The following is a 22,427-nucleotide window of genomic DNA, read 5'->3' as shown; positions in this document are numbered from 1 at the left end:
TCTAGAATTTTCCGCAGAAATTGTGGATTTTTTCAGATCCAGCAATATTGGAATTTAAGCGAAAAAAACAATTTTGAGTATTTTTAGTAATTTTTACTGGCAAATGATTACAGATTCGATTGAAAAAATATGAGTTATTAAATCGTGGGTTTTTTAAGCTTTTTGGTTTTGTATTTATTTGTTTAAATATTTGATAAATAATAATACTTATAAAAAAAGTTTCGATAATCCCCATTATGTTAAATGGAAGAATTTTGATTGAGTACTATCTAATTTTTTAAGATATCAATTTGACTAATAAAATAATTATTGTTTTCTATGGTGTATTTCAATGAGTAGTAATAACACACTCTATCATTAGCATATATTTGATTTAGATTAAATAATTTATCCTGATATCTTGGAATATATAGAAATTGACTGACACTTCCATCATCATTTTTAAAATAAATATAATCTGTTGGCCCACCTCGTGTAGGCCCCGGAATAGATTTGATACCAAGATATTTGCCACAGACTTTTACTTTATCGGTAGCTAAAATTGATTTTTCAACATCGTTTTTAAGGATATAATTAGAATAGAAAAAATAAATTATCAAAATTATTATGAATACTAGTATTTTTCTCATTTTGATCCTAAAGATTTCCTAAAATTACTTAATCCACGTTATGCAAAATGTAATTAAATTTTCATATAAAATCAATAAAATACAATATTGTAAAAAGCCCATCCCCCCTCGAATGGGCTTTTTTAATTATTTATCGATCAAAAACTGATTCAGAAAAATTAAATATTAAGCTGATTATCAACTATTATTTATTCAACAACCGGTCCACCACAGCAAATTTTTTAAATATACTGGCACGGCGTTTTGGATGAATATTGGCTTTGCTTAAATCACCCTTATAATGCTCGAATACACGTTTATCCATCATTTTAAACCATAGCGATGGAATTAAAGCCGGCAATAACATGGTGGCATAACCACTCGGCAATTCAGGTGCTTCATCAAAATGGCGTAAGGCCTGAAATGGTCGTGTCGGATAGGCATGATGATCTGAATGACGCTGCAACTGGTACAAGAACAAATTCGTGGTGATGTTATTGTTATTCCAGCTATGCTCAGGCATGGTACGTGTATAAGTACCATCTTCCTTTTTATCGCGCATTAAACCGTAATGCTCAATATAGTTAATAATCTCAAATAAACTGATGCCATAGAATGCCTGTGTGGCCAAATAAGGAATCACGTCTTTGCCAAATAACTTCAGCATGGTGGCATGGAAGCCGGCACTCATCGCCCAGCCTTGAAACAGTTCATTTTCCTTGCTAAAGAAAGATAAGCCTTTACGTTTTAAACGGTTCTTTTCAATTTCGATGGATGATTTAATGCCACCAAATACCGTTCTAGGCCAAAACTCGTAGAAAGTTTCACCCATTTTCGAAGAGGCAGGATCTTCAGGCGTTGCCGCTCGCTTATGGTGTCCATAAGGATGTTCAACACGAAAGTGATTATAAAACAGCGGTGCTAATGTGGCATGGGCAAGATAATGATCCTTTTTATGCGGTCGATGCGACAGCTCATGTGCCGTGTTTACACCGACGCCATTAATCGCTCCCATGGAAATACCGAGCAATACCTGATCTAACAATGAAACATCTTTTCGTGTTACTACATAGCCCGCAAATAGATTAGCTGCCATTTGCAAAGGAATAAACAGTTTCACAATGCGGTCATAATAAGGGTCCGCTACGAGGGACTTAATTTCTTCATCATCGGGATTATTATTGTCATTGCCCACAATAGCATCGACAGTTGGAATAATCACATGCAGCAATAAAGGTCCGCCCAAGGCAAAGATTTTTTTCGTGGCTTTAGGACCAAACTGATAGCCAGCCAAAATCCCCATACCGATCACCGGCAAACCGGGGCTCAGCAGCCACCAGTAGCGTTTTTTGTCGAGGGCCAAGCCTGAAGCATTGGGCAGGGTCTGAAGTGTGGCTTGATTTAAATTTACTGGTGCATTCATCCTGACGATCTTCCCTATTTTTTGTTCTAACGTTATATTTCTAGAAATAGGTCTTCAAGAACAGTTGTAAACGTCCAAAAAAGCTATGCAAACGTCCTTGGCATATCTAGCCAATATTTGACCTAAAAACACATGCGGATATCAATCAAGGCTTTTTATAATTTTTATTAGATGATGACAGAACGATAAGACATGGATGCCTTAAGTAAAATTTTTGACGATATTCATCTGAATAAATCTGAATATATTTATTTAAAACCGCAAGGTCACTGGGCCTATGCGTATCAGGAACAGGATGCAATGATTGGCTATGTGGTTCTGGCGGGCACGCTCAACATCCAATTCAAATCGGAAAAAATGCTGCAGCTCGAAGCGGGAGATTTAATCCTGATCCCTTCAGGGCAAAACCATACCTGCCGAAGTAATGACAAAGACAATTTGGTGGAAGCACTTAATATTACGAGTCTTTTTGATAAAAGAAGGCAGGCCACCATCGAGTTTGGAAGTACCAGCGGTGAACCGGCACTGATTCTGGCCATCCGCTGTCATATCGATACCATTATGGCTCGCCCTTTACTCAATGCCCTGCCCGACTATATCCATATTCAGCATATTACCGGCAGTACGGCCCCTGAATGGCTACAAATCGGATTACATTTTCTGGCCATAGAAGCCTATCAAATTCGTCCGGGTCGCGACAAAATTCTCGATCATCTGGTCAGTATTCTTTTTATTGAATGTGTACGAGATTATATTGCCCAGTTGCAGGATTCCAATAACTGGCTCAGAGCTTTAGCCCATACCGAACTGGCCAATGCTTTGGCTGCTATTCACGGTAAGCCCGATCAGGCCTGGACGGTTGAAAGCTTGGCGGAACAATGTTGCATGTCGCGTTCTAAATTTGCCACTTTATTTAGCAGTATCGTAGGCGAAACACCTTTAGCCTATTTACAGCAATATCGTTTCCGTTTGGCATCGCAGCATTTACGCGAAGGGCAATTGTCGATCCAGCAAATTGCCCATCGTGTCGGTTATTCATCCGAAACCGCCTTTAGCCAAACCTTTAAACGGCTGTTTAATTTAACCCCAAGCCAATATCGTCAGCAGTTCCAGTAGCCTAGGTTTGATCAGATGGGGCTGCCTTCAAAGTATTTAAGATAGCCTGAACCGGATCTTCACTGTTTCCTGCCAGCAGCTGCTTGTGCATGGTGATGTGCTGCATGGCCTGAATTTGTGCTGTTTCAACATTCATCAGTTTTTCAATTTCAGCAGCCAGATTTTCAGGCGTTGCATCATGCTGAATCAATTCCCGGATGACTTTTTTACCCGCAATAATATTCGGTAAGGAATAATATGGAATTTTGATCAGGAATTTGATCACCACGTAAGACAGCCAGTTCAATTTATAAAAAGTTACCATCGGACGATGTAACAACATCGCTTCCAAAGTTGCGGTTCCTGAAGCCAACGCTACAATATTGGAGGCATTCATTACCTGACGACCAATTTTCGATTCCGTATCGGTATTTTCCAGCAAACAGATTTTAGCGACCAAATCAGCAGGATATTGTTGCAGCAATGCTTCAATCTGCTGTTTACGTGCATCATTAATTGCAGGAATCAGGAACACGTATTCAGGGTGTTTTTGACTCACGATTTTGGCTGCATCAAGCACCAACGGACCCAGTCTTTCAATTTCACCACGGCGGCTTCCCGGTAACAGGGCAATATATTTTTGTTCCACATTCAAGCCCAGCTCTTGCTTGGCTTCAATTAGTGGATTTTGCAAAGGCAATTGACTGGCCAAAGGATGCCCAACGAATGCTGCCGGCACGTCAAATTTTTTATAAAAGGTTTTTTCAAACGGAAATAAACACAGCACCAGATCAATGCTGGCTTTAATGCCATGTACCCGTCCCTGACGCCATGCCCAGACCGAAGGGCTGACATATTGCACGGTTTTGATGGGTAAATTTTTCTGCTTCAAGCTTTTAGATAAACGTAAATTAAAGTCTGGCGCATCAATCCCGACAAAGACATCCACCGGATCTTTGCTCCAGATTTCAAGCAAACCATCACGCACTGCAAAGAGTTTTTTCAGATCTTTCAAGACTTCCACAATGCCCATGACGGATAAAATATCCATCGGATAATAGCTTTTGAAGCCTTCAGCAATCATCTGCGGACCACCGATGCCTTCAAATTCGGCATCAATTCCTTGCTCACGAAAACTACGGATCAGTTTAGCGCCAAGTGTATCGCCTGAAACCTCACCAACCACCATTCCAATTTTTAGTTTTCTATTTTGCAAGTGTTTTCCCCATACGTCCTTCGGCTGAATAATTCAATATTTTAGCATAGTCCTTTATCTTTACATGACTAAGCATTAATCTCTTCAAACTATAGCAAAACAATAAATTTAAATGCTGTGTTGGGGAAATTTGCGTTCGGTACATACATGGCTTCAGCAAGAAGTTTTATAACCTTTTCAAAGCCAGTGACAGTGGGCAAAAAAACATTTTATTTTCACCCTGATATTTTCCATTATTGTTCAGTTTTTACTTGTTATCCTTTTTCCAAATATATGGTTTCTCACTCAACTATATATCAGGCAAGCAATCATGACTTCAAAGCATGAAAAACCATATGCCTTTCTGCCAATCTATATTTTAAGAATGCTTATCATGCTGAATTTTCAATATTTAATTTTAATCATACAAAAGTCTCAACGCGTAACATAAGAAAAATAAAATCCTGCTATATCTCTTTTTAGAATAAGTAAATCAATAATAAAGACAACGACTTATATGAAAAAGTCATAACATATGCACGTTTTTTGATATTTGGCATATAACCATGTTTGGTCCATTAGAATTTATTTTAGCAGGTGTTTTGGTCGGTTTCTGCGTTGGGATTACAGGTGTCGGTGGCGGTTCATTAATGACCCCGATCCTGATTAGCCTGTTTAGAATCGAACCTCATATCGCCATTGGAACAGACTTGCTTTATGCCGCAATTTCAAAATTTTGCGGGTCTTTAGTTCATGCCAAAAAAATGAATATTGTCTGGCCCATTGTTATCTGGCTGGCTGTTGGCAGTATCCCGGCATCATTTGCAACACATTGGGTATTAGAAAACTATCTTAGCCAATCAAGTAGCTATAAAGCTGTTTTGACCATGGTTTTGGGCTTTATGTTGACCCTGACTGGTATTTCTATCGTGTTCCGTGGTCACATTGAACGCTTCTTTAACAAGATGCGTAAAGATGTACCTTTGGATATGACGCAGGATCTAGAAAAGGTTAATCTCCAAGCAAAAGACAAACGTGCTTATATTATCATTATGGGCATTGTACTTGGCGTATTTGTGACCCTTTCATCAGTTGGTGCAGGTGCATTTGGTATTATGGCGCTTGTGCTGATGTTCCCGAATTTACCCATGATCCGTATTATCGGTTCCGATGTAGTCCATGCTGTGCTGTTGACTTTGGTTGCAGGACTTGGACACATGAGTTCTGGAAATGTAGATTTACACTTGCTCGGCTGGTTATTGGTCGGTTCAATTCCTGCAATTGTGGTGGGAACTTTAATCAGTTCTCGTCTACCTGAAAAAATTATCCGTAAGATTCTAGGCATTACCCTATTTGCATTAGGCATGAATTTCATGCTGCATCCGGTCAAAGCAAAACCTGTTGAAAAACCGGCTACAGCACAAGTGATCAGTATTGAAAAATCGACAGCTGTTTAATTTAACTATACGATTCATCACTTTTTTTTGACCTATATATTGATCTTTTTTATAACATGGTGAATGTATATTCGTGTTATATTCAGGTGATGAAATAATTTTTTGTATGATCGAACCAGTGACGGCAATGAATACACTACAGTCAAAACCAATTACACAATCTGACATCGATGACGTGAATGTACAAAGCATTCAGCCTCTTGTAACTCCTGCAGAATTAAAAAAAGAGTTACCTCTGACTGAGCATGCCTATCAAACCGTCCTTAAAGGCCGTGAAACTATTCGCAATATTTTGGATGGTAAAGACAAACGTCTCTTTGTCGTCATTGGTCCTTGCTCAATTCATGACACCGTGGCTGCTCATGAATATGCCGATCGCCTCAAAGTTTTAAGCGAAAAAGTTAAAGATACCCTTTATATCGTGATGCGTGTTTATTTTGAAAAGCCACGTACCACGGTAGGCTGGAAAGGTTTAATCAATGACCCTGACATGAATGACTCTTTCAACATTGAGAAAGGTCTTCGTATTGGTCGTCAGCTTCTGGTTGAACTGAATGAAAAAGGATTGCCATGTGCCACTGAAGCACTCGATCCTAACTCACCACAATATTATCAAGACCTAATTTCATGGTCAGCGATTGGTGCACGTACTACCGAAAGCCAGACGCACCGTGAAATGTCTTCAGGTTTATCTTCACCGGTAGGCTTTAAAAATGGTACCGATGGCGGCTTAACGGTTGCAACCAATGCCATGCAATCGGTTAAACATGGCCACAGCTTCCTCGGCCTGAATGATCAAGGTCAGGTTTCAGTAATTCGTACCAGCGGTAACCAGTACGCACACGTGGTACTACGTGGCGGTAATGGCAAACCGAACTACGATGCAGGTTCGGTTGCAGAAGCTGAAAATGCTTTAGCCAAAGCCAAAGTGAGCAACAAGATCATGATTGATGCCAGTCATGCCAACTCTAACAAAGATCCGTACTTACAGCCGTTGGTATTGAAAAACATTACCGAGCAAATTCAGGATGGCAACAAGTCCATTGTAGGTATTATGGTAGAAAGTCATCTGAAAGGTGGTCGTCAGGATATTCCTGAAAATCTGGATGAGCTAGAATATGGCAAATCGGTGACTGATGGCTGTATCGATTGGGGAACCACTGAAAAAGCCCTGCTCGATATGCATGAAGCATTGAAAGACGTTTTACCAAATCGCTAAGAGATTTAAAACGCCATCTAGATAGATGGCGTTTCTACTTTAACCTTAGGAAAAATTTTATCTGATGAATGAAATTGAACATGCACTCAGTCATATCGAAAATTTCCAGTTTATTCACGAACACCTATTCACTTCTGCCCAGCCTACGGCGGAACAGTTAAAGCTGATTAAAGAATACGGTGTTACAACAATTGTGAATCTGGCATTGTCTGATGCTGAGCCGCATTTAGATCATGAAGATAAAGTTTGTTTAAGTTTGGGCTTAAATTATATCAAGCTGCCCATTTCAGCAGACATGCCTTCTGATGACCAATGTTTACTGGTATTAGACCTGCTCAGTCATTTAGTACAGGAACAGATGGTTTGGGTTCACTGTGCGACCAATCATCATGTCAGCAGTTTGATGTATCTATATCGTCAATATTATATGGATATGGACATGCCAACTTCACAAGAGCTAATGCACAATATCTGGGAACCGAATGAAACCTGGACCGGTTTAATCCATGCAGTAGCCCTACAACTCCAGGGTCGTAAAGCTACTCAGGAATTACAACAGTCGTTGATTCATCCAGATCATTTTGGCTGATGGGAAACGAGCACCGTTGCCATCGATAAAATCCCTTCCTGACGTCCAGTAAAGCCCAGCTTTTCAGTGGTCGTGGCCTTAACACTGATCTGGTTAACATTCACATCCAGTACATCTGCAATACTCTGACGCATTTCCAGATTATGTTTGGCCAGTTTTGGACGTTCACAGGCGACGGTAATATCTGCATTATTCAGTACATAACCACGATCTAAAATCAGCTGATACACATGTTTCAGCAAAACACGGCTATCCGCTCCTTTGAATCTTGCATCGGTATCTGGAAAATGCTGCCCGATATCTCCCAAAGCCAAAGCACCTAATAAAGCATCACATAAAGCGTGCAGCACCACATCGCCATCTGAATGTGCTTTTAAACCCTGGCTATGTGGAATTTTAACCCCTGCTAAAGTAACAAAGTCACCTTCTTCAAAGGCGTGTACATCCATTCCCTGACCAATTCGAATTTGTGCAATCACGTTAAGCATCCTTAAGAAATAAATGATTGAGATGTTGTATTCACGCTTTCTATTTCGCTATAGTTACAGCAGCGCAATATAGTGAAATTATAAGCGATCAAGCTGTGAATACCGATATTAATCTCATTAAAACATTAGGCACATTATTCAGTATTGGCTGTTTGTGCTCAACTATGGCATATGCTCAAGACATTGACTGTTCGCAACCCAATACAGCATCAATGAAAAACATTTGCGCTGACAATTTTGCAGAATCACGGGAAAAACTGAGTAACCATTATATTACTGCCTTTTTGGTCAGTGATGCACCGGTACATTTACTCGAAGATACACACCGCTTATGGTTTAAGCGTTTACAGCAATGTAAAAGTCTGGATTGTTATAAACAGCAATTTGAAATACGCATTGAAGATCTGAATTTTTATACATCATTAAACCAGACATTAACCAATCATTATTTAAAATTTGAAAATGGTGACTTTGCCAGTCAACCGGTACATTTACAGGTTCATCAACTGACCAAAGATAAAATTAAAATTGAAGGCGTAGCCTACCGCAGCCCAAACAATAAATTAGAAACTCAAACGATCCCCTTTTTAGCCTATACCACCTCCGATCAAAAAAGTGAGATCATCGATAACGAACATGATTGCAAATACCATTTCGATTTTAACAAGGCAATTTTATCGGTGACAACCAAGCAAAAAGGCTGTGAACGGTTTGCAGGAATCTATCGGGTTTATGATTGAAAATATTAGTTCTTTTGAATTTAGAAAAAAGACGCATCAATATTGGTATAACAAATCAAATGATTTAAGAGCCTCTGCTGGTGCTCTATGGTTTGCAATGAGAGATTCAGATAACAATATCGCTGAACAATTAAAATTAGGAAGCGGATTTTCAATGAATATCGCTTGTTACCCTGTTTTTCCTATGTTATGTGGCCTCTCATTAGAGGTTCTTTATAAAGCAATTTGCGTAAAAAAGGATATAAAGTTTAAATCCACTCATAACTTAATCTTACTCTCCAAAGATGCACAAATAGATATTACTGATGAAGAATCTAAATTTTTAAAAATTTTCACAGAATCTATTATTTGGAATGGGAAATACCCTGTTCCATCTGATAAACAAAAATATGAATATGATAAATTAGCAGAGCTCCATTATGATTTTCTATTTGATAAAATCATAAAAAAGCATGAAGCTAATAACTCCATGCTTTTGTATTCTCAAACGGGATGCTGTGAAGCGACTTGCTGACTGATCATGACGGCTGTGGCCGCAGATAAAGTCCAGCCCAGATGACCATGTCCGGTATTATAAAAAACCCGTTCACGGCGACCTCGACTGACCATCGGCATCATGTTGGGCATCATCGGACGTAAACCTGCCCAAGGCACGACATTTTCAGTGGTGATATTAAAATTCATATTCACCCAATCGGTCAGTGGTTGAATTCGGTCTGCACGAATGTCACGGTTATAACCATTAAATTCAGCCGTGCCTGCCACACGTAAACGGTCTGCACCTAAGCGTGAAGTCACAATTTTTGCACTTTCATCCAGCAAACTGACCCACGGCGCATTTTTAACGCTATCTTCATCATTCAGATTCAGGGTAATCGAATAACCCTTCACCGGATAAACATTGACCCGATCACCCAATAAATTGGCCAGCTGATAGCTTCCCACACCTCCACAAACCACCACGGCATCTGCTTCCAGTGATTCCACAACAGCTGCATCTGAATGCATATTTTCATTACTGGCATGGTAAAGCACAGTGACACCTTTTTTATGGTGTTTTACATCCGTCACTTCCGTGCCAAACAAGTATTTCACCCCATATTTTTCAGAGGCTTTGGCCAGTCCGGTGGTAAATTTATGAATATCTCCTGTTGCATCTCCCGGGCAATAAAAACCGCCATAATATTCACCTTTTAAACTTGGCTCTATAGCTTTGATTTCTTCAGGTGTAATTCCCCTTCTTTCCAGTCCACCTTGATTCAGAAGTTCATTTACTTTGCTGGCGATCTCATAATCCAGTTTGGTATGGTAAAAATGCAGAATGCCGCGTTTTTCCAGATCAAACTGAATATTTTCCTGTTCAGCAACTGCAAATAAACGCTCACGCGCCAATAGTGCCATTTTAACGGTATCGCGAGTATTGGCTTCATAATGTTTGATATTGCCTACAAATTCCATCAACCAGCCATATTTATGCAGATCAAATGATGGATTGAGCAATAGTGGTGCGTTTTTATTTGACATCCACTTAATACCTTTCAGTACGGTGGCTTTTTGATTCCAGACCTCTGCATTACAGGCAGAAAGTTGTCCACCATTGGCAAATGATGTTTCCATGGCAGGATATAAATGCTTGTCAATAACTGTAACTTTATAGCCCAAGTTTGCCAGCTCATAAGCTGAAGTAACTCCGGTAATACCTGCCCCGATCACGACGATATGACACATACGACTCTCCTTGGAAATGTAGAGACATTTCTATGAGCCCCATCTGTCATTGTTACCTGAGAGCTTCGATCCTGTCGTTATCAATATTAACGCAGACCATCCCCTTCGGTGAGCATAGCTTTTACTATGCTTCTCTCCAGATTTTTTAAATTATTACAGTCCTTTTGCCTGAGAGTTTCCGGGGTCGTTGCTCCTTCGGCGTGTTCACAGAAGAACATCTCTCCTGCAATAATTACTTATATTAATATGAGCAATTTTTATACCATGCGCGAGCACTAAATTCATTTATTTGTTAAGCACTGTTATTTAAATATAAATAAATATGTCTTTCAAATACTTAGAATTAAAACCAGTTTAGCTAAATGATTTAGCTTAGGCTATTTATTGATGTGATGCACTGTTTTAATCACTTAGCTTATATCACTTTTAGCACCGGCTTTGACATCTGTTGTAATTGCAGATCAATCAATGGCTGTCCTACATTGGCATCAATTGGATAAGACTCAATATGCTGTGTTTTAAGATAACCACATCGTTCATAATATTGAATCAGCTCAGTTCTCGCATCCAGCACAAACATATCATAGCAAGTTAAGGTTGGCAGTATTTCTAGGGCTTGGGTTTCCGCATAGGCTAAAATCTGCTTTCCAATGCCCTGATTTTGCCAATCTGAAGCTACACAAAAAGTACCTATTTCCACGCTATCCTTCTGAAAGGTTAAGCCTATACATGCCACTATCTTAGGTTCTAAATCTTCAACCATTTCAGCAACAAATAAAGAAAAGTTCGGTAGCGCCAAACTTTGCAATAACTGTTGATCATTGATTCGATCTCCACTGACAATATTCTGCTCGCTGGTCCAGCTTGAACCTGTATTGGTACGATAGGCCTGATTGATCAACGCAATAAGAACTTCAACATCATTGGCATTTGCCAGTCTATATTTTAATGCTTTCATTTTTTTCTAAAAATTTCTGTTTCATAGAAATTACCACAAATAATAGATAAAAAATCAGGCAATAAAAAAACCAGACTTGATGTCTGGTTTTTTTATTGAATCATAAAAAGCACATCACTTACTGCATTCGGGCAAAGCAGTGTGCTTTGCTCTTCACTTAGGCTCGATCGGAGCAAACGGCGCAACTACATCTGCATTTTGTGCGCGGTGGCGCATAAAGTGATCCATCAGCACAATGGCAAACATCGCTTCAGCAATCGGTGTTGCACGCACACCTACACAAGGGTCATGACGGCCTTTGGTTAGTACATCAGTATCTTCACGATTCAAGTTGATGGTTTTACCTGGTGTGGTAATACTTGCTGTAGGTTTTAAGGCAATCGCCACACGAATGGTTTGACCACTTGAAATACCACCCAAAATGCCACCAGCGTGGTTTGCCAAGAAGCCATCTGTAGTCAATTCATCACGGGTTTCATGACCAAACTGTTCTGCAACTGCGAAACCGTCACCAATTTCTACACCTTTAACGGCATTGATGCTCATCATGGCATGTGCAATATCCGCATCCAGACGGTCAAAGACTGGCTCGCCCCAACCTACTGGAACATTCTCTGCAAGAATTTCCAGCTTGGCACCGCAGCTTGTACCCTGTTCACGGAGTGAAGTCACTAAAGCTTCAAAACGAGGTACTGCATCTACATCGCCACAAAAGAATGGGTTGTTGGGAACTTCATTCCAATCCAGTTTTTCAGTTTTTTCAGTACCGATTTGCGTTACATGACCACGAATTTCGATACCAAACTTTTCAGCCAGATACTTTTTCGCAATTGCACCCGCAGCTACACGCATTGCAGTTTCACGCGCGCTTGAGCGACCACCACCACGATAGTCACGGAAACCATACTTTTGAGTATAGGTATAGTCTGCATGGCCTGGGCGGAAGGTTTGCGCGATATTGCCATAGTCTTTCGATTTCTGGTCGGTATTACGAATCAATAAACCAATCGATGTACCAGTCGTTTTACCTTCAAAGACGCCGGAAATAATTTCCACTTCGTCCGGTTCTTTACGCTGAGTTGCGAATTTAGAAGTCCCCGGTTTACGGCGGTCTAAATCTTTTTGTAAATCTGCTTCAGTCAGTTCGATCCCTGGCGGCACCCCATCGACAATCGCCATCAGGCCAACGCCATGAGATTCACCGCAAGTCGTTACACGGAACAGTTGTCCAATACTATTACCTGCCATGTTCACAACTCCTTATGCTTGAACAGATTGTACAAATAAATCACGGTATTTACGGCACTGCTCTGCTGTCAAAGCAAAAATCCCTGAACCACCATTTTGGAAAGTTAACCAGTGGAAATCCACCGTATTAAAGTTCTGTTTCATCGCCCATTCAGAATTACCAACTTCAATGACAATCAAGCCATCTTCAGTCAAGTAATCTGCAGCTTGTGCTAACATTTTACGCACCAGATCCAAACCGTCCTGACCTGCTGCAAGTGCAAGCTCAGGTTCATGCAAGAATTCCGCAGGTAAATCCGCCATGTCTTCTGCATCAACATACGGAGGATTCGATACGATTAAATCGTATTGATTTTCAGCAGGAATTTTTGCGAACAAGTCCGATTCCATCAATGCAACCTGATATTGCATATTGTGATGTTCAGCGTTAATCGATGCCACTTCTAAAGCTTCTTTAGAAATATCTGTAGCATCCACTTCAGATTCAGGGAAGGCATAAGCCAAAGCAATCGCAATACAACCTGAACCGGTACACATATCTAAAATGCGACGTGGTGTTTGTGGTTGTGCATTTTCAGGAAGATTGTTTAAGGCTTCACGCATCAAACCGTGTTCATCCAGACAATATGGTGCAAAGCGTTGATTAATCAATTCTGCAATCGGCGAACGTGGAATCAGCACACGTTCATCGACATAAAACGGTTTACCGCAGAAATAAGCCAGATTTAATAAATAAGAAGTTGGCACTTTTTCATTGATGCGACGTTCCAGCAAGCTGATAAATTCTGCTTTTTCGCTTGGCAGCAATTTCGCATCTAAAATTTCAGGATTGGCATTCCAGTCCAATGCCAGTGTTTGCAGGACTAAAGCCGAGCTTTCAGCAAAAAAATCTTCTGTACCTTGACCTAAGTGTGCATCGTATTGACGTAGAGCTGAAACACCAAAACGGATAAAATCACGAATTGTGCTTAGGTTTTCAGCGGCTTCCTGTAAATGTTCAGGGCTAATAGTCAGTTGATCCACTTAAGGCATCTCCAAGGTCAATTTTTAAAACGCCTTATGATACCTTGTTTTGTGGGGTTTTATAATGTTTCGACCAGATTAAAAACAAATATCTATAGCGAATTTATTTAGTCTGGTAATAGTAAGTACGCTCCATTGTCATTTCGAGTACACACTTGGATTGTTTAACGGCCATATAGGCAGACGTTACTTTTAAATAGCATTTTTGATCCACACGGTTAAGCCAAAGTTTATGCCGTTGCTCGATATGCCTTTGATTAACCACATTCTTATTTATATAGCCTTTATAAGCTTTATTTAAAAGTTTTTCCTGATTTTTCAGTTCTTTTTCGACACACTTTTTGACGGTTTCAATTTCACCATAAGAAGTGTTGAGACATTTATTATATTCATCAGAATAGCCTTGAGCTAAAACTGAATTTGACCAGAAAGCAGCCAGACTCAGCATCACTGATATTGCCAATCGCATAATATTCCCCTGCCCTAAAAGACTTAATATTAAATACTATTATTGTGTTTATGCCTTGATACTACATCAATCACGTGCAAATTCCTATAACTCGATCATTTATTCCCCAACTCAAAAAAATCATTCATATTGCATATTGAATCTGGCTAAAATATCCCCATATATTTTCAATTCTTTTTCTACAAAATATTTTTATCATTATGAGCTATAAACACAATAACTTAATGGCAATGCGCCAAACCTACTGGAATGATAGCGATTCTGCACAGGTACAAAGCGAAAAAAAATTCTTTCAGCAAACTTTGCTTGAACACGCCATTCATAGCAGCCCGTCAGAAGATGATGCAAAATATCTGTTTTTTAGTTTTCCCAGCATCATTATTGTCAAAGGTTATGCACTCGGTTTTCAGCATGACACGGTTCAAGCCATGATTTTTAAACATATTCAAGACAATAAAAATTTATTAAAGCAAAAAAGTGATATTAAAATTCAATTCCGTATGTAAATATCAGCTTATCCCTGGGAAGCAGCTTTGCTGCCATATCAATATATTCATGATAAATATCATCATGGTTAAACAATCGAAGCCCAAATCCATCTAAAGAGCCACTTTAGCCAAGTACAGTAAACTTCTTTGATAATGATTAACACCCTCTTTATTTTTCGCCCTGAGCTGAATTGAAATGTATTTCAAATCTGCGCAAGGAGAAATAAAAGGACTTATGAAAGATGTCTAGTGAATCTTTTTCAGGGCAATAAATTAAATATTAAAAATATTTACGCTCCATTAAGTACGTTGAACTTTTTTAATACGTGAATAAACGGTAATATCCGCTACAATTAAATATTCTGCGACTTGCTGATTAAAGGATTTTGTTTAATGTCAGATCAGAACGATAAGCTTAAACAACTTAAAACTTCTTCCATGGATCGACGCTTATCTATCGCTAAAGCCTCATTACTCGCAGGAACGCGTTGGGCTGCATCTAATGCAACGACCATGTTTTCAAGCGAAGCAGAAAAAGAAAAGAAACGTAAAAAAGCCATGAAAGAACAGGCTGATTATCTTGTTTCCGAAATAGGTAAATTAAAAGGCTCGATTGTAAAAATCGGGCAAATGATGGCCCTGTATGGTGAACATTTTTTACCTGAAGAAATCACTCAGGCACTCAATACCTTAAATAATCAAACTGTTGCTTTAGCTTGGCCGGCAATCAAGGCACACTTAGAACAACAATTAGGTTCAAAACTGCATGATTTAACCATTGATCATGAACCTTTAGGCACGGCTTCTTTAGCCCAGGTACACCGTGCCACACGCAACTCAGATGGTTTGGAAATCGTATTAAAAATCCAGTATCCTGGCGTGGCAGATGCAATTGATTCAGACATGAGCCTGTTTAGAAATATGCTCAAACTGACCCGCATGGTGCCGCAAACCCGTGAATTTGATCAGTGGTTTGATGAAGTGCGTGAAATGATGCATCGCGAAGTCAATTACAAGATTGAAGCGGACACCACTCGCCGCTTTGCCGAACGTTTAAAAGATGATCCGCGCTATATCGTACCTCAGATTATTGATGAATATTGCACTGACCAAATTCTGTGCATGACCTTTGAACGTGGCGTGCCAATCAATAGCCCGGTCATGCTCTCTCTTCCTCAAGAACGTCGCAACCAGTTAGGTGAAGCATCTCTCGAAATTGCAGTTCGTGAGATTTTTGAATGGGGCGAAATGCAAACTGATCCAAACTTTGGCAATTATCTGGTGCGTTTGGGAGATGGTGCAGAAACTCAAGACAAGATTGTGTTACTGGATTTCGGTGCAATCCGCCAGTTTGATGAACATTTGCTGAAAGTCGCTCGTAATCTGATCAAAGCCGGTTATGATCACAATATCGATGAAATGGTTCATGCGATGACCGGTTATGAATTCTTTGATTCTATTCCGCAAAGCATCAAGCCAGATATGGCTAAAGTATTTTTATTGGCTACTGAAGCCTTTAGCACCCTGATGAATAATCCAGACTTGCCTGCAGGTGTGATGGATGAAAATCAGCGCTATGACTGGAAAAAAAGCCAACTCCATAGCCGTGTCATGCAACGCGCTTCCAAATCGATGGCATCGCGTTATTTCAGTGTGCCGCCTAAAGAGTTTATGTTTATTAGTCGTAAATTCATTGGTGCCTATACCTTTATGACTGTCATTGATGCAAAAACCAATGTACGGAAAATGGTGGCGGATTTTTTATAAGCTGTACAGACTAGAATGACTCTCTGTCATTCTAGTCAATTTCTATTTTTCAATCTGCACCACAAACACAATAAAATAAATAATATTCAATAACTTAATTAAATTTAAACTTATTTTTTACCGTTTATCCAAGTCAATTTTAATTGTCAGCGATGACATAGTCATTTCCATACTCACATGTCAGCATAAAAATATAAAGAATCGAAAATCGATGGACGAAAAAAATGACCAATATGGTAAATAAGGCTCAAGGACTTGGGCTATCCCTCATTACAAAAATTGCAGGCAGTGATGTTCTGGATCAATTTAAACTGCGTAAATTTCTGGAAAAATCTCTCTATCAAAGTTCAAAAATGGGTTTTAAAACCTTAAGCAAAACCCAAAAAGTTTTTAAAGCCAGCTCCGGTGTCAGTAAGCAACGTTTGCCCAATCAACCGAAATCACTCTTTGATTTAAGTTTGACTGAAGAACAGCAAATGAGCTGTGATGCTATGGATCAGTTTGCCTCCGAAGTGCTTTATCCACTGGCAGCTCAGGCAGATAATAACGAACAATTTCCTGCAACGCTTTGGCAACATGCAACAAACTTGGGACTAAATTATTATGCTTTGCCTGAAGCCTTGGGTGGAGTGGCCACCGAAAAAAATATTTTAAGCAATATTTTGATTGCAGAACATTTGGCCAAAGGTGATTTCAGCTTAACTGCCGGATTACTTTCAACCTTTAGCGTAATTAATGCCATTACACAATGGGGTTCTGAAAAAGTTCAGGCGACCTATTTGTCCAGCTTTGCAAATGATGCAGAGATACACGCCACCTTTGCCATCCAGGAAACCACACCTGCTTTTAATCCACTTCAATTAAAAACCAAGGCCACATCTAGCAATGGACAATATGTGATTGATGGAGAAAAAACCTTAGTTCTGTTAGGAGAAACTGCCGATCTATTTTTAGTGAATGCAGAACTGAATGGCACGCCAGAAGTTTTTGTGGTTAAACGTGACAGCAGTATTACTGCGAAAAAAAGTCCAGCCATGGGTTTAAAAGCTGCCGAAACAGTGACCTTAAAATTCAGAAATACCCCTGCTGAACTTTTAGGTGATCAAGATTTTAACTATACGGCCTTTTTAGACTTGGGCAATTTAATGTGGTGTGCCATGGCGGTAGGCACATGTGAAGCAGTCAAAGCTTACTGCATTCAATATGCCAATCAACGTACTGCTTTTGGCGAACCCATTTCACACCGTCAAAGTGTAGCTTTTATGATTGCAGATATGGCCATTGAAATTGATGCCATGCGCATGCTGATTTTAAATGCAGCCAGCTTGGCGGAAGCTGGCAAACCTTTTCACAGGGAAGCCTATTTAGCACGCCTACTCTGTGCAGAGAAATCAATGAAAATTGGTACCGATGGTGTGCAAATTCTGGGTGGGCATGGTTTTACCAAGGAGCATCCGGTTGAGCGCTGGTATCGTGATTTACGCGCTACAGCAATTTTACATTCGGGCTTACATGCTTAATCTATCCAATAAGGAATGATGCAGATGAATTTACAAAATCCTAAAAAATTTAAAATGTTGATAGATCAAGCTCATGAATCAGCTTTAAATGTACTACGGCCCATTTCACGTAAATATGACAAAGCCGAACACAGCTATCCCAAAGAACTTGACATGTTCGCCTCACTCATTGATGGTATGAATGATGGTGGCGAAGGCATCAATGCCGGTGCTGCAGTGGGCAAACGTGGCTATGCAAATTCAGGCAACAAAAATGGCGTCAATATGTCTACGGTACTTGGCGTGATCGAAATGTGCTATGGCGATACCGGTTTATTGCTAAGCATGCCGCGTCAAGGCTTAGGTAATTCTGCGATTGCTGCTGTCGCCAATGATGAACAGCTGGAGCGCTTTAAAGGCACATGGGCGGCCATGGCCATTACGGAACCCGGCTGTGGTTCAGACTCTGCCGCTATTCGAACTACAGCGACAAAAGACGGTGACCATTACATCTTAAATGGTGAAAAAATTTTCGTAACCTCGGGTGAGCGTGCCGATGCTGTAGTAGTCTGGGCAACATTGGACAAGAAACTCGGCCGTGCTGCCATTAAATCCTTTGTCGTTCCTAAAGGAACACCTGGAATGAAAGTAGAACGTCTTGAACATAAACTGGGCATCAAAGCATCCGATACGGCTGTGATCAGCTTTATTGACTGCCGTGTACCTACAGAAAATCTGTTGGGTCATGCTGAAATTGATATTGCTAAAGGTTTTGCAAGTGTCATGGAAACTTTCGACAATACCCGTCCATTGGTCGCAGCCATGGCGGTGGGATGTGCCAAAGCTTCATTGGAAAGAATTAAGGAAATTTTCAAAGATCAGTTAGATGAAAATTACCAGACTCCCTATCTACAGAGCTCGCATATTGCTGCGCAGATTTACCGCATGGAAGCAGAATGGGAAGCTGCTCGTTTACTCACCATGAAAGCAGCCTGGATGGCAGATAATAAAAAACCAAACTCACGTGAAGCTTCCATTTCCAAAGCCAAAGCTGGCCGTATCTGTAATGAAATTACTTTAAAATGTGTCGAACTTGCAGCAAGTGTGGGCTATAACGAAGAGGAATTGTTAGAAAAATGGGCACGTGACTCAAAAATTCTTGATATTTTTGAAGGTACTCAACAAATTCAGCAACTGATTATTGCTCGACGTGAGTTAGGCAAAAATTCTAGTGAATTAAAATAAATTTGTCGCTTTTTTCTACGCGTAAAACCGGACAAAAGATGGATTTTTATTAGATATCGCGTTATAAAAATCAATCTCCTTTTATTTTATTTATTGAGTTTTATGTACCAGATCAGACCTATTCAACCCCAAGACAATGCTGAAATTGCACAGGTTATTCGTGAAGTTTCTAAAGAGTTTGGCCTTGCTCCTGAATCTGGTTTTGCTGTAGCCGATCCTATTTTAGATGATTTATATACAGTTTATCAGCAATCAAATGCCCAATACTGGGTAATTGAAAATCAACAGGGTAAAATTCTGGGTGGCGGTGGCTTATCACCTTTAAAGGGTGATTCTACAATTTTAGAAATTCAGAAAATGTACTTTTTACCTGAAGTTCGAGGCTTAGGTTTCGCCAAACAACTTTTAGCAAAAGCCTTTCAGTTTACACAACTGCATGGTTTTCAGACATGTTATCTGGAAACGACTAAAGAACTTTGGCAAGCAGTCAAACTCTATGAAAAATTAGGTTTTCAATATTTAGATCAACCTAAGGGAAACACCGGGCATAGCCATGCCTGTGAGATCTGGATGGAAAAGCGACTGTAATAAGTCTTATTTTATACATTTTTATCTATACAGAACGCTATCAGGTAAATCAGGATGATTTTTACGCAATATTTACAACCTGATGTCTACTTCTACTTACACTGAAAGTATTCATTAACGTCTACAGCATATGCCGTCATAATTTTATGCTCAAAGCGTCAGGAAACAGGAAGTTTCCATAATAAAAAAAATAAACGATATAAAGGAAGCATCAAGCTAAGACAGAAGTCACTCACAGTCTCAAGATAAAATAAGCCTCATCAAGATATGGGGCTTATTTTTTGGCATCTTTCAAACCTTAACAAGAATAAGCCAAAATTTGTACAGCGATCTTAAACTACTTTGTTAATGTCAATGTTTAAATAAGTGATTCAGGATCATTATCATGACTAAAAAAGCACTATTTATTACTTCCAACAGCGGTGTCCAACAAGATGAACTGATCAAGCCTCTTGAATTTCTCCAATCGAAAGGAATTGAAGTGATTCATGCGGCAGAAGAACAAAAGGAAGTACAAACAGTTAAGGGTGATAATGAACCTGCAGCCTCTTATATCCCTCAAACGAGCTTGGCTAAAGTCTCTGCTGAGGATTATGATATTTTGGTCATACCCGGAGGAACTGTAAATGCCGATACGCTCCGTTTAAATCAAGATGCACATAAAATCATTCAATATTTCACTGACAATCATAAACCTGTTGCTGCTATTTGCCATGGACCGTGGGTACTGATCAATGCACAGCGAATTAAAGATAAAAATTTAACGTCTTATAAAAGTATTAAGTTAGATTTGGAAAATGCGGGTGCCAAGTGGATAGATGAAGAAGTACATCGCTGTAATACCCATAACTGGCCTTTGATCACATCACGATGTCCAGATGATATTCCTGCATTTAATCTGGCAATTTTGCAAGAACTGGATCATTAAAAATCATTTTTTAATAAATATTTTTATGTGAAAAGTCCCATTAAAATAATGGGACAATTTATTCATAGTTTAAATAATTGAATTATTTTTAATTATAAATTAGGCATGTGAAAATACTTATCAAATTGATCCAATCCATCAAAATGTCAGCGCTTGACTCATCCTATTCAGCCCACTAGCATAGCTACAATAAAATTTTACTTTGGGTTTTGAATTTTGTTTTTTACACAGCATTTCTCACTTTTACCTTCAAAAAAATCCAACTATCATTTATGTACTTTTAAATCAGTAGCTATAATTATTACTACCTTAGCTTTTGTCGGATGTACTTCTAGCAACTCAGTTGCTAAACGCTCTGCAAAATTATCAACAGGTATACAAAAAGCCTATTCAGTTGCACCAGCTACTGCAAACCGTGTTTCTCCCATGATTATTCAAAGTGCTGACAAATATAATGTGGATCCAATATTAGTAGCAGCTGTAATTCGACAAGAATCAAGTTATAGAAACTATGTGATTTCATCGGCTGGGGCTGTCGGATTAACTCAAGTCATTCCACGTTATTGGCAACAAACTTGTCCAGGTGATTTAATTGAAGAATATAATAATATCAATTGTGGTACTTATATTTTAGCCTCATACAACAGTAAAGCCGGAAGTTGGCCGAAGGCTTTAGCCTACTATAATGTAGGCCCCGCGGGTTATAACACCAACAACAAGATGAAAAAACAAGGGAAAAAGTATGCAGAGCAAGTTAAGCAACATCATAAAATACTAAAAGGTGCTTTATAAATTTAACTTAATAGCTCCTATCCATGAATAGGAGCTATTTTTATCGCTTGATTTATTGCTTTCAGATTCTTAACAAAGCCCGGAAACTGCGAGCAGCACAATATGACTCAGCCCCATTATGATAAATGAAAACTCGACCATAACGTTTATCGCCAAATAAAGCCCCACCTTTTTTACGGATATTTTCTGGGGTGAACAACCAACTTGAAGTTTTCATATCAATTGAACCTATCGCCTGCAGCTCATAATAATCATGCTCTGTTAGCAATTCGACACCCATATATGAAATCATATCGAGAACAGAATTTTCAGGTTTATTGGTTTTTCTAGAATTTAATGCTTCTCGATCATAACAAAAGCTTCTTCGACCAGATGGACTCTCTATACTACAATCCATAAAGATATAATGGTCAGTGATATGATCATGTAATACCACATCAGGTTCACCACCAGTTTGCTCCATTTCGTGCAGTGACCATACTTTATCAGGACTTGCTTCCAGTTTATGTTGTATTTTTAGCCAGTGCATAGCTTTATGCCTATGCATATTCTGATCAAATCTTTTCTTTAAAATAGCAAATAAATTTACTGATTGCTCTTCACTTAATAATTTTTCTTTTTGCTTACCATCTTTCATTTTTAATCCTTTCTATTCTTTTTAAACATTTTGCATTATTTCTTTCATGGATAAGAAGTTTCAAAATAATAATAACTTGTAGCTCTACCATGTTTTTATTTTTTAAGTGGTATATTTTTCCCACAAAAAAAGCCCCCTGTCCGTTAGGATCAGGGGGCTTTAGAATAATGAGCTGGCGATGACTTACTCTCACATGGGTAATCCCACACTACCATCAGCGCTAAGAGGTTTCACTTCTGAGTT

At 39.2% G+C, this 22,427-nt stretch carries 23 protein-coding genes and 1 riboswitch; of the genes, 13 read left to right on the top strand and 10 right to left on the bottom strand.

Annotation, left to right across the window (positions count from 1 at the left end):
- Positions 1 to 813: 813 nt before the first annotated feature.
- The gene (locus ACE01R_RS08945; RefSeq protein WP_395550566.1) at positions 814 to 2,031 is read right to left on the bottom strand and encodes an alkane 1-monooxygenase; all 1,218 of its coding nucleotides are present in this window, start codon (positions 2,029 to 2,031) and stop codon (positions 814 to 816) included.
- A 192-nt stretch (positions 2,032 to 2,223) separates the two neighbouring features.
- Between ACE01R_RS08945 and ACE01R_RS08940 the strand changes: the two genes are divergently transcribed.
- The gene (locus ACE01R_RS08940) at positions 2,224 to 3,147 is read left to right on the top strand and encodes a cupin domain-containing protein (RefSeq protein WP_395550565.1); all 924 of its coding nucleotides are present in this window, start codon (positions 2,224 to 2,226) and stop codon (positions 3,145 to 3,147) included.
- A gap of 1 nt (position 3,148) precedes the next feature.
- Here ACE01R_RS08940 and lpxB read toward each other — a convergent pair whose 3' ends face one another.
- Complete coding sequence (gene lpxB, locus ACE01R_RS08935) at positions 3,149 to 4,342, bottom strand: lipid-A-disaccharide synthase (RefSeq protein ID WP_395550564.1); 1,194 nt, start codon at positions 4,340 to 4,342, stop codon at positions 3,149 to 3,151.
- Between the two features lie 545 nt (positions 4,343 to 4,887).
- Here lpxB and ACE01R_RS08930 point away from each other — a divergent pair.
- The 3 genes from ACE01R_RS08930 to ACE01R_RS08920 all read left to right on the top strand — a co-directional run bounded on the left by ACE01R_RS08930 (position 4,888) and on the right by ACE01R_RS08920 (position 7,586).
- Positions 4,888 to 5,778: a sulfite exporter TauE/SafE family protein gene (locus ACE01R_RS08930; RefSeq protein WP_395550563.1), complete on the top strand. Its 891-nt coding sequence runs from the start codon at positions 4,888 to 4,890 to the stop codon at positions 5,776 to 5,778.
- Between the two features lie 127 nt (positions 5,779 to 5,905).
- Entirely contained in the window at positions 5,906 to 6,997 is a 1,092-nt protein-coding gene (locus ACE01R_RS08925) for a 3-deoxy-7-phosphoheptulonate synthase (protein WP_395550562.1), read from the top strand.
- Positions 6,998 to 7,061: 64 nt separating this feature from the next.
- Positions 7,062 to 7,586 carry a protein tyrosine phosphatase family protein gene (locus ACE01R_RS08920; protein ID WP_395550561.1) on the top strand — a complete coding sequence of 175 codons (525 nt, stop codon included), beginning with the start codon at positions 7,062 to 7,064 and terminating at the stop codon, positions 7,584 to 7,586.
- On the opposite strand, the gene ispF is transcribed toward ACE01R_RS08920, so the two are convergent.
- The gene (gene ispF / locus ACE01R_RS08915; RefSeq protein ID WP_395550560.1) at positions 7,574 to 8,065 is read right to left on the bottom strand and encodes a 2-C-methyl-D-erythritol 2,4-cyclodiphosphate synthase; all 492 of its coding nucleotides are present in this window, start codon (positions 8,063 to 8,065) and stop codon (positions 7,574 to 7,576) included. The two genes, ACE01R_RS08920 and ispF, sit on opposite strands and share 13 nt — an antisense overlap.
- Before the next feature lie 104 nt (positions 8,066 to 8,169).
- Between ispF and ACE01R_RS08910 the strand changes: the two genes are divergently transcribed.
- Both ACE01R_RS08910 and ACE01R_RS08905 read left to right on the top strand, forming a co-directional pair.
- Positions 8,170 to 8,814 (top strand): hypothetical protein, encoded by a 645-nt coding sequence (locus ACE01R_RS08910; protein ID WP_395550559.1) that lies wholly within the window; start codon positions 8,170 to 8,172, stop codon positions 8,812 to 8,814.
- Positions 8,807 to 9,328 carry a hypothetical protein gene (locus ACE01R_RS08905; RefSeq protein ID WP_395550558.1) on the top strand — a complete coding sequence of 174 codons (522 nt, stop codon included), beginning with the start codon at positions 8,807 to 8,809 and terminating at the stop codon, positions 9,326 to 9,328. The genes ACE01R_RS08910 and ACE01R_RS08905 overlap by 8 nt, the downstream gene beginning before the upstream one ends.
- Here ACE01R_RS08905 and ACE01R_RS08900 read toward each other — a convergent pair.
- The 5 genes from ACE01R_RS08900 to ACE01R_RS08880 form a co-directional block, all read right to left on the bottom strand.
- A complete protein-coding gene (locus ACE01R_RS08900; protein ID WP_395550557.1) occupies positions 9,298 to 10,542 on the bottom strand; it encodes a D-amino acid dehydrogenase in 1,245 nt (414 codons plus the stop codon). The two genes, ACE01R_RS08905 and ACE01R_RS08900, sit on opposite strands and share 31 nt — an antisense overlap.
- A gap of 146 nt (positions 10,543 to 10,688) precedes the next feature.
- Positions 10,689 to 10,778: riboswitch (glycine riboswitch) on the bottom strand.
- 179 nt (positions 10,779 to 10,957) lie between these two features.
- Positions 10,958 to 11,500, bottom strand: coding sequence for a GNAT family N-acetyltransferase (locus ACE01R_RS08895; protein WP_395550556.1), 543 nt, complete (start codon positions 11,498 to 11,500; stop codon positions 10,958 to 10,960).
- A 153-nt stretch (positions 11,501 to 11,653) separates the two neighbouring features.
- Positions 11,654 to 12,748 carry a chorismate synthase gene (aroC, locus tag ACE01R_RS08890; protein WP_395550555.1) on the bottom strand — a complete coding sequence of 365 codons (1,095 nt, stop codon included), beginning with the start codon at positions 12,746 to 12,748 and terminating at the stop codon, positions 11,654 to 11,656.
- A gap of 12 nt (positions 12,749 to 12,760) precedes the next feature.
- Positions 12,761 to 13,771, bottom strand: coding sequence for a 50S ribosomal protein L3 N(5)-glutamine methyltransferase (gene prmB, locus ACE01R_RS08885; RefSeq protein WP_395550554.1), 1,011 nt, complete (start codon positions 13,769 to 13,771; stop codon positions 12,761 to 12,763).
- A gap of 103 nt (positions 13,772 to 13,874) precedes the next feature.
- The gene (locus tag ACE01R_RS08880) at positions 13,875 to 14,240 is read right to left on the bottom strand and encodes a lysozyme inhibitor LprI family protein (protein WP_395550553.1); all 366 of its coding nucleotides are present in this window, start codon (positions 14,238 to 14,240) and stop codon (positions 13,875 to 13,877) included.
- 200 nt (positions 14,241 to 14,440) lie between these two features.
- Here ACE01R_RS08880 and ACE01R_RS08875 point away from each other — a divergent pair, with 200 nt between their 5' ends.
- From ACE01R_RS08875 to ACE01R_RS08845, 7 genes are all read left to right on the top strand, one after another.
- Positions 14,441 to 14,746, top strand: a complete 306-nt coding sequence (locus ACE01R_RS08875; RefSeq protein ID WP_395550552.1) for a hypothetical protein — start codon at positions 14,441 to 14,443, stop codon at positions 14,744 to 14,746.
- 375 nt (positions 14,747 to 15,121) lie between these two features.
- Positions 15,122 to 16,495 (top strand): ABC1 kinase family protein, encoded by a 1,374-nt coding sequence (locus ACE01R_RS08870; protein ID WP_395550551.1) that lies wholly within the window; start codon positions 15,122 to 15,124, stop codon positions 16,493 to 16,495.
- Between the two features lie 233 nt (positions 16,496 to 16,728).
- Positions 16,729 to 18,015, top strand: coding sequence for an acyl-CoA dehydrogenase family protein (locus tag ACE01R_RS08865; protein WP_395550791.1), 1,287 nt, complete (start codon positions 16,729 to 16,731; stop codon positions 18,013 to 18,015).
- A gap of 24 nt (positions 18,016 to 18,039) precedes the next feature.
- Entirely contained in the window at positions 18,040 to 19,239 is a 1,200-nt protein-coding gene (locus ACE01R_RS08860) for an acyl-CoA dehydrogenase family protein (RefSeq protein WP_395550550.1), read from the top strand.
- A gap of 102 nt (positions 19,240 to 19,341) precedes the next feature.
- Positions 19,342 to 19,827 carry a GNAT family N-acetyltransferase gene (locus ACE01R_RS08855; RefSeq protein WP_395550549.1) on the top strand — a complete coding sequence of 162 codons (486 nt, stop codon included), beginning with the start codon at positions 19,342 to 19,344 and terminating at the stop codon, positions 19,825 to 19,827.
- 385 nt (positions 19,828 to 20,212) lie between these two features.
- Positions 20,213 to 20,755 carry a type 1 glutamine amidotransferase domain-containing protein gene (locus tag ACE01R_RS08850; protein WP_395550548.1) on the top strand — a complete coding sequence of 181 codons (543 nt, stop codon included), beginning with the start codon at positions 20,213 to 20,215 and terminating at the stop codon, positions 20,753 to 20,755.
- A 216-nt stretch (positions 20,756 to 20,971) separates the two neighbouring features.
- Positions 20,972 to 21,547, top strand: coding sequence for a lytic transglycosylase domain-containing protein (locus ACE01R_RS08845; RefSeq protein WP_395550547.1), 576 nt, complete (start codon positions 20,972 to 20,974; stop codon positions 21,545 to 21,547).
- A 61-nt stretch (positions 21,548 to 21,608) separates the two neighbouring features.
- On the opposite strand, the gene ACE01R_RS08840 is transcribed toward ACE01R_RS08845, so the two are convergent.
- Both ACE01R_RS08840 and ACE01R_RS08835 read right to left on the bottom strand, forming a co-directional pair.
- Entirely contained in the window at positions 21,609 to 22,184 is a 576-nt protein-coding gene (locus tag ACE01R_RS08840; RefSeq protein WP_395550546.1) for a DUF4256 domain-containing protein, read from the bottom strand.
- On the bottom strand, positions 22,171 to 22,377 hold the full coding sequence (locus tag ACE01R_RS08835; RefSeq protein WP_395550545.1) for a hypothetical protein: 207 nt from the start codon (positions 22,375 to 22,377) through the stop codon (positions 22,171 to 22,173). The genes ACE01R_RS08840 and ACE01R_RS08835 overlap by 14 nt, the downstream gene beginning before the upstream one ends.
- Between the last annotated feature and the right edge of the window lie 50 nt (positions 22,378 to 22,427).

Source organism: Acinetobacter sp. BSP-28, assembly GCF_044130285.1.
GTDB lineage: Bacteria > Pseudomonadota > Gammaproteobacteria > Pseudomonadales > Moraxellaceae > Acinetobacter.
The sequence above is the reverse complement of the archived record's forward strand: the minus strand, read 5'-3'. Positions and strand labels throughout refer to the sequence as shown.